Source organism: Variovorax paradoxus (genome assembly GCF_022009635.1).
Lineage (GTDB): Bacteria > Pseudomonadota > Gammaproteobacteria > Burkholderiales > Burkholderiaceae_C > Variovorax.
In genome coordinates this window covers 6,673,961-6,685,793 of the sequence record NZ_CP091716.1, presented here as the reverse complement: position 1 = coordinate 6,685,793, position 11,833 = coordinate 6,673,961, and the positions used below count along the sequence as shown (strand labels likewise).

General features: G+C 69.0%; 11 protein-coding genes. 2 read left to right on the top strand and 9 right to left on the bottom strand.

Annotated features, from left to right (window positions below):
• Positions 1-5: 5 nt before the first annotated feature.
• From L3V85_RS31355 to L3V85_RS31345, 3 genes are read right to left on the bottom strand one after another with little or no spacing between them, the layout of a single operon-like run.
• A complete protein-coding gene (locus L3V85_RS31355; RefSeq protein ID WP_237676495.1) occupies positions 6-1,130 on the bottom strand; it encodes a CaiB/BaiF CoA transferase family protein in 1,125 nt (374 codons plus the stop codon).
• A gap of 58 nt (positions 1,131-1,188) precedes the next feature.
• Complete coding sequence (locus L3V85_RS31350; protein ID WP_237676494.1) at positions 1,189-2,166, bottom strand: Bug family tripartite tricarboxylate transporter substrate binding protein; 978 nt, start codon at positions 2,164-2,166, stop codon at positions 1,189-1,191.
• A gap of 42 nt (positions 2,167-2,208) precedes the next feature.
• A complete protein-coding gene (locus L3V85_RS31345) occupies positions 2,209-3,915 on the bottom strand; it encodes an acyl-CoA dehydrogenase family protein (protein ID WP_237676493.1) in 1,707 nt (568 codons plus the stop codon).
• Positions 3,916-4,007: 92 nt separating this feature from the next.
• Here L3V85_RS31345 and L3V85_RS31340 point away from each other — a divergent pair, with 92 nt between their 5' ends.
• Positions 4,008-4,907, top strand: a complete 900-nt coding sequence (locus L3V85_RS31340) for a LysR family transcriptional regulator (RefSeq protein WP_237676492.1) — start codon at positions 4,008-4,010, stop codon at positions 4,905-4,907.
• On the opposite strand, the gene L3V85_RS31335 is transcribed toward L3V85_RS31340, so the two are convergent.
• From L3V85_RS31335 to L3V85_RS31320, 4 genes are all read right to left on the bottom strand, one after another.
• The gene (locus L3V85_RS31335; protein WP_237676491.1) at positions 4,898-5,932 is read right to left on the bottom strand and encodes a serine/threonine protein kinase; all 1,035 of its coding nucleotides are present in this window, start codon (positions 5,930-5,932) and stop codon (positions 4,898-4,900) included. The genes L3V85_RS31340 and L3V85_RS31335 overlap by 10 nt on opposite strands.
• 33 nt (positions 5,933-5,965) lie before the next feature.
• Positions 5,966-7,081 (bottom strand): DUF2855 family protein, encoded by a 1,116-nt coding sequence (locus L3V85_RS31330; RefSeq protein ID WP_237676490.1) that lies wholly within the window; start codon positions 7,079-7,081, stop codon positions 5,966-5,968.
• Positions 7,082-7,249: 168 nt separating this feature from the next.
• The gene (locus L3V85_RS31325) at positions 7,250-7,675 is read right to left on the bottom strand and encodes an organic hydroperoxide resistance protein (RefSeq protein WP_237676489.1); all 426 of its coding nucleotides are present in this window, start codon (positions 7,673-7,675) and stop codon (positions 7,250-7,252) included.
• An 89-nt stretch (positions 7,676-7,764) separates the two neighbouring features.
• A complete protein-coding gene (locus L3V85_RS31320) occupies positions 7,765-8,220 on the bottom strand; it encodes a MarR family winged helix-turn-helix transcriptional regulator (protein ID WP_237676488.1) in 456 nt (151 codons plus the stop codon).
• Positions 8,221-8,409: 189 nt separating this feature from the next.
• Here L3V85_RS31320 and L3V85_RS31315 point away from each other — a divergent pair, with 189 nt between their 5' ends.
• Entirely contained in the window at positions 8,410-9,975 is a 1,566-nt protein-coding gene (locus L3V85_RS31315) for a glycosyltransferase family 39 protein (RefSeq protein WP_237676487.1), read from the top strand.
• On the opposite strand, the gene L3V85_RS31310 is transcribed toward L3V85_RS31315, so the two are convergent.
• The gene (locus L3V85_RS31310) at positions 9,965-10,792 is read right to left on the bottom strand and encodes an ABC transporter permease (RefSeq protein ID WP_237676486.1); all 828 of its coding nucleotides are present in this window, start codon (positions 10,790-10,792) and stop codon (positions 9,965-9,967) included. The genes L3V85_RS31315 and L3V85_RS31310 overlap by 11 nt on opposite strands.
• 3 nt (positions 10,793-10,795) lie before the next feature.
• Complete coding sequence (locus tag L3V85_RS31305) at positions 10,796-11,815, bottom strand: ATP-binding cassette domain-containing protein (RefSeq protein ID WP_237676485.1); 1,020 nt, start codon at positions 11,813-11,815, stop codon at positions 10,796-10,798.
• Between the last annotated feature and the right edge of the window lie 18 nt (positions 11,816-11,833).

The window sequence follows — 11,833 nt, the reverse complement described above, 5'->3', positions numbered from 1 at the left end:
GCCGATCAGTCCTGCGGCAGGAAGGCTTCGCCCGGCGTGAGCGGCGCATGCCGGTAGCTCGCCGGCGTGCGGCTCAGCTTCACCGGCGCGCCGATGCCGCGGTAGCCGCCGGGCATCTCGACCACCATCTCGCGGTGCAGCGTGTGCGGGTGCTGCAGCGCGGCATCGACTGGCAGCACCGGCGCGGCGGGCACGCCGGCGGCCATGAGCTGCTCGACCAGCTGGCGGCCGTCGAAGGCGGCCATCGCCGCTTCGAGCCGCTGCTTGAGCCCGTCGCGGTGCACCGAGCGCGCGCCGGCGCTGCGGTAAAGCGGATCTTCCGCGAGCTCGGGCAGGCCGATGCAGCGGCACAGGCTGGCGAACTGGCGGTCGTTGCCGACGGCGACGAACACGGGGTCGGTGCCGGTGGCGAGCGCGTCGTAAGGGTAGATGTTGGGGTGGGCGTTGCCGGTGCGGCGCGGCTCGGTGCCGTCCATGAACCAGTTGGCCGCGTGCGGGTGCAAGAGAGACAGGCCGCTGTCGTACAGCGCCGCTTCCACGAACTGCCCGCGTCCGCTGCGGTTGCGCTCCTGTAGCGCGAGCAGCACGCCGATGACTGCATTGAGGCCGGTCACCATGTCGACCACGGGCAGGCCGACGCGCAGCGGGCCGCCATCGGCTTCGCCATTGATGCTCATGATGCCGGTCATGGCCTGCACGGCGGCGTCGTAGCCGGGCAGGGCACCGAGCGGGCCGTCGGCGCCGAAGCCGGAGACGCGGCACCACACGAGGCGCGGGAAGCGCTGCGACAGGGTGTCGTAGCCGATGCCCCAGCGTTCCATGGTGCCGGTCTTGAAGTTCTCGATGAGCACGTCGGCCTCGGCCACCAGGGCGAGCAGCGATTCGCGACCTTCTTCTGTCGAGAAGTCGAGGTGCTGCACGCGCTTGTTGCGGTTGAGGCCGTGGTAGTACGAGGCCACGCCTTCCTTGAACGGCGGGCCCCAGGTGCGGGTGTCGTCGCCTTGCGGCGGCTCGACCTTGAGCACGTCGGCACCGTGGTCGCCGAGGATCTGTCCGCAGTAGGGGCCGCCGAGGATGCGGGAGATGTCCAGCACTCGGATGCCTGCGAGGGCGCCTTGGGGTTGTGTCATTTCGGTCTTTCGTTTGTTCGCTGTTTCGGGGCGCGCTCCCCCGAACAAAGCCGTCAAATCAGTCCAACTGCGCCCCGGACTTCTGCACCACGTCCTTCCACTTGACCGACTCCGCGGCAATGAACTGCCCCAGCTTCTGCGGCGATGTGTCGGCCGATGCTTCGAGACCCTGGGCGGTGAACATCTGCTTCACCTTGGGTGAGTTGAGCACTTCGGCGAAAGCGTGGTTGAGCTTGGCCACGCGGTCGGCGGGCGTGCCGGCCGGCGCGACGATGCCGAAGAACACGCTCACGTCATAACCCTTGTAGCCCTGCTCCGCGATCGTCGGTACGTCGGGCAGCGCCTGCGAGCGCGCCGAGGTGGCCACGCCCAGCGCGCGCAGCTTGCCGGCCTTCACGTAGGGCAGCGCGGTGAGGATGTCGGTGAAGGTCATGCTCACCTGGTTGCCCAGCAAATCGTTGAGCGCCGGCCCGGTGCCCTTGTACGGAATGTGCTGCAGGTCGGTGCCCGCCACCGAATTGAAGAGCACGCCCGCCAGGTGCGACGACGCGCCGTTGCCCGACGAGGCATAGCTCAGCTTGCCCGGGTTGGCCTTGGCGTAGGCGACCAGCTCCGGCACGGTCTTCACCGGCAGGGCGGGGTTCACCACCAGGATGTTGGGCAGGTAGCCGACCTGGATCACCGGCGCGAAGCTCTTCACCGGGTCGTAGTTGATCTTGCGGTACAGGCTCTTGTTGATGGCCAGCGGGCCCGAGGTGCCGAACATCAGCGTGTGGCCGTCGGCCTCGGCGCGCGCCACGTATTCGGCGCCGATGTTGCCGCCGGCACCGGCGCGGTTCTCCACGATCATGGGCTGGCCGAGGCGGTCCTTCATTTCGGCGGCGAGCGTGCGCGCCATCGCGTCGGTCGGGCCGCCGGGCGGGAAGGGCACCACCAGCGTCAAGGGCTTGGTGGGAAAGGCATCGGCCGCATGCGCGGCGGGGACGGCGGCCACGAGCGAAGCGCACGCGGTCAGCAGGAAGATGAAGCGTTTCAAGGGATGTCTCCGGTTCTTGTGTGATGAGCTGGGAAAACAGGTTCAGGCGATGGCTTCCGCGGGGCGCGCGGCGGCGGTGCCGTTCCAGTCCGCGGGCATCGCGTCGGGCGAGAGCGGGTCGCGCGGCAGCACGCGGTGCAGCAGCACCAGCTGCGCCCAGCGAAGGCGCGGCGCGGAGCCGCCGTGCGCGGCCTCCCAGGCCATCGCGATGGCGCTGGTGCAGTGGTAGAGCGCCGACGCGGCCTGGCGCGCGAGCACGTCGCCGCCTTCGCGCGCGGCGGTCTCGGTCAGCGCCGCGGCGCGGTCCAGCGCGTCGCGCAGGGCCTTGGCGAAAGCAGGCGCCAGCGCGGCGTCGTCGAGCAGCTTCTGGCAGTGCGCGCGCAGCACGGGCAGCGAGCCTTCGCGCTTCACCGCGCGGATCACGTCGAGCGCCACGATGTTGCTGGTGCCTTCCCAGATCGAGCCCAGATGCGCGTCGCGCACCAGGCGCGCGTCGCTCCATTCCTCGATGTAGCCGCAGCCGCCGCGCACTTCCATCGCATCGCCCGTGACCTTGCGCGCATCGCGGCAGGCGCGGAACTTGATGAGCGGCGTGAGGATGCGCAGCAGCGCGTAGGCATCGGGCTCGCCGGCGTCGGAGCGGGCCAGCGCCAGGGCCGTCTGGCACACCATCGTGCGGGCCTGCTCGGCCGGCAGGCGCAGCTTGTCGAGCTGGCGCTGCATCAGCGGCATCTGATCGAGCGTGCGGCCGAAGGCGCGGCGCTCCGACGCGATGAACTCGGCCTCGGCCACCGCGCGGCGCATCAGGCCGGCGGCGCGCACGCCGTTCGACAGGCGCGAGTTGTTGACCATGTCGGCCATCTGCACGAAGCCCCGGCCGGCCTCGCCCACGAGGTACGCGACCGCGCCTTCGAGGCGGATCTCGCCGCTGGCCATCGAGCGCGTGCCCAGCTTGTCCTTCAGACGGATGATGCGGTAGTGGTTGAGGCTGCCGTCGTCCAGCCGGCGCGGCAGCAGGAACAGCGACACGCCCTTCATGCCGGGCAAACCGCCCGATTCATCATCGGCGCGCGCCAGCACCATCGCGAAATCGGCGTCGGGGTTGGAGCAGAACCACTTGTCGCCCGTGAGGCGCCAGCTGCCGTCGGCCTCCTGGTGGGCCAGCGTGGCGGTGGCGGCGATGTCGGAGCCGGCGGCCTGCTCGGTCATGAACATGGCGCCTTGCGCGAGTTCGTCGAAGTCGAGCGAGGTCAGGCGCGGCAGGTACTTCGCGACCAGTTCGGGCTTGCCAAATTTCTTGAGGGTGCGCGTGAGCGAATCGGTCATCGACACGGGGCAGCACAGGCCGAACTCGGCCTGCACGAACAGGTAGGTCAGCACGTATTTGACGAGCGGCGGCATCTTGCCGCGCCAGCCCAGCGTCTCGTTGCGGTGCGAGATGGCGGCCAGGCCGAACTCGGCGAGCGCCAGGCGTTCCATCTCGACATACGCGGGGTGCTTGAGGATCTTCTGGTCGTCCAGCCCGGTGCGCGTGCGCTGCTTCAGCACGGGCGGGTTGCGGTCGGCGGTGCCGGCCAGCTCGTCGAGCAGGCCGCCCGCAAGGCCGCCCAGGCGCTCGAAGTGCGGCTGCATGTGCCGGCGCAGGTCTTCGGGCAGGTAGAGCGCGAGCAGGGCGTGCAGCTCGGCGTCGGTGGTGAACAGGTTCTGGCCGTGCCGGTCGGGAATCGGATGGGCTTGCGTTGCGGACATGCGCTTTGTCTCCTTGATTTGGCGCATTGTTGAAGCCGCGACGATCCGTGTCTAATATCGATTTGGTCTTGTTCGATTCGATCTGACTATTCATGGAACTGCGGCACCTGCGCTACTTCTCCGTGCTCGCCGAGGAGCTGCACTTCGGGCGGGCGGCGCGGCGCCTTTCGATCTCGCAGCCGCCGCTGTCGGTGGCGATCCGCCAGCTCGAAGACACGGTGGGCGCGCGCCTGTTCGAGCGCAACAGCAAGGAAGTGCGGCTCACGCCGGCCGGCGAGGCGCTGCGCATCTCGGCGCGGCGCGTGCTGCTGCAGGCGGAAGAGGCCGCGGTCGAGGCGCGCGACGTGGCGCTGGGCTCGGCGGGGCGGCTGCGCATCGGCTTCGTCGGCGCAATGCTGTACCGGGGCCTGCCGCAGGCGCTGCGGGCTTTCCAGGCGAAGCATCCGGCGGTGCGCATCACCTTGAGCGAGGTCAATTCCGGCGTGCAGATCACCGAGCTGCTGAACGACCGGCTCGACCTGGGCTTTGCCCACACGCGGCGCGTGCCGCTCGAGCTGCAGCACCGGCTGCTGCTGTCGGAGCCGTTCGTGGCCTGCCTGCCGGCGGGGCATGCGCTCGCGCGCAAGCGGGTGCTGGCGCCGGCCGACCTGCGCGCGCAGCCCTTCGTGCTGTTCTCGCGCGAGGTCTCGCCCGACTATCACGAGCGCATCCTGTCGATCTGCGCCGACGCCGGCTTCCTGCCCGAGGTGCGGCATGAGGTGCGCCACTGGCTGGCGGTGGTCTCGCTGGTGTCGCAGGGTCTGGGCGTGGCGCTGGTGCCGCAGGCGATGCGGAATTCAGCCTTGCGCGGCGCGGTGTTCAGGCCGCTCGACCGCGCGGTGGCGCAGTCGGAGGCCTATGGCGTCTGGCGCAGCGGGCCGGCCAACGTGCTGGTCGAGCGGCTGCTGCAGGGCGTGGCGGACAGCATCGCCGCCGAGCAGGCTCAGGCGTAGAGCGGGTCTTCCGCCATCTGTTCGCACTGGTCTTCCAGCACGAGGATCTGGCCCTTCCAGTAGTCGCTGGAGCCGAACCACGGGAAGTTGATCGGGAAGATCGGGTCTTCCCAGCGCCGCGCGAGCCACGCGCTGTAGTGGATGAGCCGCAGCGTGCGCAGCGGCTCGATCAGCGCCAGCTCGCGCCGGTCGAATTCGCGGAACTGCTCGTAGCCGTCGAGCAGGCCCGACAGCTGCGCGGTGCGCTGCGCGCGGTCGCCCGACAGCAGCATCCACAGGTCCTGCACCGCGAAGCCGGTGCGCGCGTCGTCGAGGTCGACGAAGTGCGGGCCGCCGCCGGGGCGGTCGGTGGGCGTCCACAGGATGTTGCCGGGGTGCACGTCGCCGTGCAGTCGCAGCTTGCGCGGAGTGAAGTCGGAGGCCGGCGGCTGCAGCGCCAGGGCGGTCTGGCGCACCATGTCGAGCGCCGCGTTGCAGGCGGTTTCCCAGTCGCGCTGCACGTCCATCGGGATCTTGTCGTTCTCCAGCAGCCAGTCGCGCGAGTCCAGGCCGAAGGTCTGCAGGTCGAGCGCGGGGCGGGCCTCGAAGGGCTTCGCGCTGCCCACGGTGTGGATGCGCGCGAGGAAGCGGCCGACCCATTCGAGCACCTCGAAATCGTCGAGCTCCGGCGCGCGGCCGCCGCGGTAGGGGCTCACGCTGAAAGCGAAGCCGGCGTGGTGGTGCAGGGTCTTGCCGTCGAAGGCCAGCGGCGGCACGGCGGGCACTTCGCCGGCGGCCAGCTCGAGCGAGAAGCCGTGCTCTTCGAGGATCTCGGCTTCGCTCCAGCGGCCGGGGCGGTAGAACTTGACCACCACTGCGCTGCGATCTTCCAGGTAGACCTGGTAGACGCGGTTCTCATAGGAATTCAGGCCGGTGAGCCGGCCGTCGCCGTGCAGGCCGAGCGTCGCGAGCGCGTCGAGCACCACGTCGGGCGTGAGGCTCTCGTAAGGATGTGTGTTCGCGGGCGCCGCGGAAGAAGGAGTCATGTGGCGATTGTCGCCACACGCGCGCTTTCGGGGTCAGGCGTCGCCGGGTTGTTTGTAAAGAGAAAGGACATGGCCCGCGCGCGGATCGCCCTTGCCTGCCAGCACCTGCGCATAGGCGGCCTGCACCGCCTCGCCGCCGTGGTGGCGCTCGGCCCGCAGCCAGGGCTTGTTGGCGTCGGTCGCGGTGGCGATGAAGTGGTGCCAGGCGGCCACCATGCGGCGCCCGAACTCCTCGGCGCCCCATTCGGTCGTGCGCTTCTTGATCTGCGCGGGCGCGAAGAACAGCGTGGCGCGCGGGCCGGCCAGGTCTTTCCCGGCGCCCTTGGAAGCCAGCTGCTCGACGTGCGTGCCGCCGATGGAACTGCTGAACGCGAGATTCGCGAAGCGCGCGTGGATGGCGTTGCGCAGCGCGCCGTTGCCCGCGAAGTCGATGTACACGCAGGGCGTGTCGGCGGCGATGGTGTCGAGCGCCTCGTAGGTCACGACGCGGTCGTAGCAGCCCAGGCTTTCGCAGAAGGCCACGTTGGCCGGCGAGGTGAGGCCGATCACCTCGATGCCTTCGCGCTGGTGCAACTGGAAGGCGGTGCCGTAGGCCGTCTTGCTCGACGCGCTCGACAGCAGCATGGTCTTCGCGCCGAAGAAATCGTTGTCGCCCATGAAGTCGTCGATGAGCCACGAGGTGATGAACAGCGGGCGCAGCAGAGATTGCGTGTCTTCCGACTCGGCGGTGTAGAGCGGGTCGCTCGCGCAGCGGAAATACTGGTTGTAGACCGCGGGCAGCTCGGCGCGGTGCGGCGCCGTGTCGGTGAAGCGTTCGGGCGACAGCCGGCCGGGGCTGAGCACCGTGCCGGTGGCCATCGGCCAGTAGCCATAGAGCCGCTCGCCCACCGCCACGCCCGGGTGCAGCGACTGCACCACGCTCGCGAAGCCCCACACGGGGATGCTGCCCCAGCCTTCTTCGCCGGTCGGGTAGAACTGCCAGTAGCTCATCGCGTCGCCGAAGGCGGCGTAGGTGATGTTGTTCGACGTGAGCGCAAAGCTGTCGATGCGCACGCGCACCTGGCCGTCGGCCAGCGGCTCGTCGGTGGCGGTGTGCAGCCGCGTGGTCGCGAGCTGGTCCTTGCGGATGAGAAGGCTGGTGGTGCTCATGGGCGAAGCTCCGGCGTTTGGTGGATGGGCTGGCCGCGACGTTAGCCAAGCTTGGTGAAAGGCGCCATCGCGCGGCGGCTTTTGGCGTCACCCGTGAGACATCGACGGGCATGAAAAAAGCGACCCGGCTTGTGGCCAGGTCGCTTGTTCATTGGCGCTGGGGGGCGATCAGGCGATCGTCAGTTCGACGTCGATGTTGCCGCGGGTGGCGTTCGAGTACGGGCAGACTTGGTGAGCCGTATCGACCAGCTTCTTCTTGGCATCGGCATCCAGGCCCGGCAGCGTGATCGCCAGCTTCACGGCGATGCCGTAGGCGGCGCCGCCGTTCGTCGGGCCAAGGGAAACGCTGGAGTCGATGGCGACGTCTTCCGGCACCTTCACGCCGATCTTCGGGCCGACGGCCTTCATGGCGCCGATGAAGCAGGCGGCGTAGCCGACCGCGAACAGCTGTTCGGGGTTGGTGCCGGGCTTGCCGGAACCGGGCGAGCTCAGCTTGACGTCGATGGCGCCGTCGCTGGACTTGCCTGCGCCGTCACGGCCGCCGACGGTGTGGGCTTCTGCGGTGTAGAGCACTTTGTCGAGCTTGGTGGTCATGGTGATTCCTTTGGTGATGGAGTGGAGAGAGGCTGGGGAAAAAGCTTCGGCCGCAAGCAGCCTCGGCGGGGAGAAACGGGGGCGCTGCGTCAGGCGGCTTTCCTGATGCGGTCGCGCAGCGTCTGGATCTGCTGGGTGAGCGAAACCAGTTCGGGCACCGAGCACTGGGCGGCGGCCATCAGGCATTCAGGCACGTCGGCGGCGCGGGTCTTGAGCTGGCGGCCGACGGCCGTCAGCGTGATGTGCACCCGGCGCTCGTCGGCCACGTCGCGCACGCGGCTCACGTAGCCGCTGGCTTCGAGGCGCTTGAGCAGCGGGGTGAGGGTGCCGGAGTCGAGCGAAAGGCGATCGCCAAGCGCGGAGACCGTGGGGCCGTCGTGCTCCCAGAGCGAGAGCATCACGAGGTATTGCGGGTAGGTGAGCTGCAGCTTTTCCAGCACCGGCTTGTAGAGCCTGGTCATGGCCAGCGAGGCGGAATACACGGCAAAACAAAGCTGGTTGTCCAGCTTGAGCATTTCGTCGGCGGATACGGGTGTGGAGCGCATGGGTCGAATTCTAGCGAGCAATTGAATTGTGTGCAATGTAAAGTTAAGGTAAACGCCGTGCCACACTAGGGCCTTTTGTTTCCAGCCTGCCTTTGCGTTTCGCCTGACCCGTCCGCCCGACTCCGTATGCGACTCTCTCCGATTCCTTCGACAGGAACCACCACGGCCCTGGCCGCTTCATCGCCTGTCTTGCGGCGCAACGTCCTGTGGGCCCTGGGGGCGATGCTGCTGCTGTGGACCCTCTCGATCAGCTTTTTCTATCCGACCCCGCCCTGGGACAACGTCGAGGAGCTGTTCTGGGGCAGCAGCTTCGAATGGAGCTACTACAAGCATCCGCCGCTGCCGAGCTGGCTGATGGGTGCCCTGATGCTGCTGGGCGGACGCCAGCCCTGGCTGACCTACGCGGCCGGCGTGGGCTGCGGCGTGGGCGCGCTCTACCTGGTGTGGCGCTGGTCGCTCGAAATGGTCAGCCCGGCGCGCGCGGCGCTGGCCGTGCTGCTCGGCTCGCTGGTGGCCTATCACGTGCAGCGCGCGGTCATCTACAACCACAACACCGTGCAGCTGCTGCCGCTGGCCGGCTACTGGTGGATGCTGTGGCGCGTGCTGCATGCGCCGGCATCGTCGAAGCTGCGCGACTGGGCCTTGCTGGGCGTCTTCGCGGCGCTGTCGATGCTCACCAAGTACAGCGCGGTGGTGCAGTTCGCGGTGGGCGCTGCCTTCATCGTGCGGCAGGGCCTGTGGCGCGACGCGCATGTGCGGCGCGGCCTGTTGCTGGCGGCGGGCGTTGCGCTGGTGCTGATGGCGCCGCACCTGTGGTGGGTGCTGGAGCACTCGACACGCACGATTGCCTATGCGCGCCATTCGGTCCACCCGGCGGGCACGCACGGGCATGGCTACCGCCACCTGCTGCATGTGTTCCTGGTGCAGGTGTCCCGCCTGTTGCCGATGTTGCTGCTGGCCGGCTGGGCCTGGTTCACGCGCGCTTCCGTCGCGCCAGCGCCCTCGTCGGCCACCACGCAGGGGCTGAACGCGTTCGACCGCCGCTTCCTGGCCTGGGCCACGCTGGGCCCCATGTGCCTGGTGTTTCCCGCGGCGGTGCTGCTGAAGATTCCGCTGATTCCTTCCTGGCTCACCACCTTCTTCCTGCCCGCCGCGCTGTGGGCCGTGGCCGTGCTGCCCGGCCTCGAGGCGGAACGCTGGAGCCGCCGCCGGTGGCGCGGCGTGATCGTCACGGTGGCGGTGCTGCACGTGGCCGGCGCGCTCGGCCAGGGCTGGGTCGACGGCGTGCTGAGCAAGCGGCTCGGCTACATCACCCGCGCCAACCTGCCGGCGCAAGAGGTCGCGGATGCCGTGCGCGTCATCTGGCGCGAGCGCGTCGGTGATCAGCCTTTCAAGCTGCTCGTGGGCGACACCTGGTTCGCGGGCGCGGTGGCGCTGAAGATGGACTCGTCGACGCAGCTGCTGATCGACGGCGACGAGCGCAACTCGCCGTGGCTGCCTGCCGGCACTCTGGAGCGCGAAGGCGGCATGGTGCTGATCCTCGACACGCACGAGTTCCGCTCCGAAGGCGCGCTGCTCGAACCCCGGCTCGCCCTGGCCGACTGCCGCGGCACGCTGGACATTCCGTGGGCCGGCACCGACGAGCGCAACAGCCTGCGCATGCGCTGGGGCATCGTGCTGCCCAAGGGCGAGCGCGGCGCGAAGAACTGCGCGGCGGACGCGGCTGGCCGGGGCCAGGGCGTGGTCAGCCCTTGAACCGCTTGCGCGTCAACGCCAGCGCGATCCAGAAGGCAACGACCGCGTAGACCGCGAGCACCGCCGCATGAACCCACCAGCCGGTCGGCCATTGGTCCATGAAGAGCGGCCGCACCAGCGCCACCGCGTTGGTCAGCGGCAGCCATGCGGCCACCGCCCTGACCGCCGCCGGCAGTTGCTCCAGCGGAAAGAACACGCCGCTCAGGAACATCATCGGTGTCATGAACAGCGTGAAGTAGTAGGTGAAGAAGTCGTAGCCCTTGGCCAGCGCGTTGAAGATCAGCGCAACCGACGAGAAGGTGATGCCCGCGCCCACCAGCACCATCCACGCGACCACGAGCTTCGGGCTGTGGCTGATGCCCAGCCCCAGCATCACGAACAGGATGGCCGTCACCGTGAAGATCGACTTGAACGCGGCCCAGAGCATCTCGGCCAGCACGATGTCGTCGAGCCCGACCGGCGCGTTCATGATGCCGTCCCAGGTCTTCTGAACATGCATGCGCGAGAAGGCCGAGTACAGCGCTTCGAAGCTCGCCGCGTTCATCGCGCTCATGCAGATCGATCCGCTCGCCAGGAACAGGATGTACGGCACTTTCACGTCGTCCACCGACACCTGCCCCACCAGCGCGCCCATGCCGTAGCCGAAGGCCACCAGCCAGATCAGCGGCTCGGCGATGTTGCCGATCAGGCTGGGAATGGCCAGCTTGCGCCACACCAGCAGGTTGCGCAGGAACACCGGCCACCAGCGCAGCGAGATTTCGGGCGCGCGCCAGACCGAGGGCGAGGCTGGCGCGTTCGTTGTTGTCGTCGTGTTCATGGCCTAGCCGTCCTCGCGAATCTGGCGACCGGTGAGCTTGAGGAACAGGTCCTCGAGGTTCGCCGGCCGGTGAAAGGTGCGCAGCCCGCCGTGGCGCGTGAGCGCTTCGAGCAGCCGCCGCGCGTCCTGCGTGTAGAAGAACACCGTCTCGCCGCTCACCTCCACGCGCGCGGCCATCGCCTTGAGCTCGGCCGACTCGGCCAGCGACAGCGCGCCGTTGCCGTACACCTCGACCACGTCGGGCTCCAGGTGCTCGGCGATCAGGTCGCGCGGGCGGCCCTCGGCGATCTTGCGGCCGTGGTCGAGCACCAGCAGGCGCGAGCACAGGCGCTCGGCCTCGTCCATGAAGTGCGTGGTCAGCAAAATCGACTTGCCCTGCTGCAGCAGCACCTGCAGCCGCTCCCACATCAGGTGTCGCGCCTGCGGGTCGAGCCCGGTGGTCGGCTCGTCGAGCAGCAGCAGCTTGGGGTCGTTGACCAGCGCTCGCGCCAGCGACAGACGCCTGCGCATGCCGCCCGACAGCTCGCCCGGCTTGGCGTCGGCCTTGTGCGACAGCGCCGCGAACTCCAGCAGCTGCGGCACGCGCGCGCGCACCTGGGCCTTGCCGAAGCCGAAGTAGCGGCCGTACACCACCAGGTTCTCGGCGCAGCTGAAGTCGGGGTCGAGCGTGTCGAACTGCGACACCACGCCCAGCTGCGCCTTGATGGCCAGCGCGTCGCGCGGCATCTGCAGGCCCAGTGCGGAGATCTCGCCGCCGTCGGGCGCCGTGAGGCCCAGGCACATGCGGATGGTGGTGGTCTTGCCGGCGCCGTTCGGGCCGATCACGCCCAGGCATTCGCCGGGCGCGATCTCGAACGACAGGTCGTCGACGACCGTGGTCTCGCCATAGCGCTTGCGCAGCCGGCTGACGTGGAAGAGGGGAGGGGTGGGGGCGGTTGTGGGCGGCACGCGGCGATTCTGACGCAGGCACGCGCGATGTGCGCCGCGGCACGCCCGGTCGCGGCACAATCGGCGCCGATGCATTTCGCGGGGGGAGGCCCA

What these genes read in the sequence shown, in the direction of transcription:
- L3V85_RS31310 (WP_237676486.1), bottom strand. Translation starts at nt 10,792, where the DNA reads ATGAACACGACGACAACAACGAACGCGCCAGCCTCGCCCTCGGTCTGG.
- L3V85_RS31355 (WP_237676495.1), bottom strand. Translation starts at nt 1,130, where the DNA reads ATGACACAACCCCAAGGCGCCCTCGCAGGCATCCGAGTGCTGGACATC.
- L3V85_RS31335 (WP_237676491.1), bottom strand. Translation starts at nt 5,932, where the DNA reads ATGACTCCTTCTTCCGCGGCGCCCGCGAACACACATCCTTACGAGAGC.
- L3V85_RS31330 (WP_237676490.1), bottom strand. Translation starts at nt 7,081, where the DNA reads ATGAGCACCACCAGCCTTCTCATCCGCAAGGACCAGCTCGCGACCACG.
- L3V85_RS31325 (WP_237676489.1), bottom strand. Translation starts at nt 7,675, where the DNA reads ATGACCACCAAGCTCGACAAAGTGCTCTACACCGCAGAAGCCCACACC.
- L3V85_RS31320 (WP_237676488.1), bottom strand. Translation starts at nt 8,220, where the DNA reads ATGCGCTCCACACCCGTATCCGCCGACGAAATGCTCAAGCTGGACAAC.
- L3V85_RS31340 (WP_237676492.1), top strand. Translation starts at nt 4,008, where the DNA reads ATGGAACTGCGGCACCTGCGCTACTTCTCCGTGCTCGCCGAGGAGCTG.
- L3V85_RS31305 (WP_237676485.1), bottom strand. Translation starts at nt 11,815, where the DNA reads ATGCATCGGCGCCGATTGTGCCGCGACCGGGCGTGCCGCGGCGCACAT.
- L3V85_RS31345 (WP_237676493.1), bottom strand. Translation starts at nt 3,915, where the DNA reads ATGTCCGCAACGCAAGCCCATCCGATTCCCGACCGGCACGGCCAGAAC.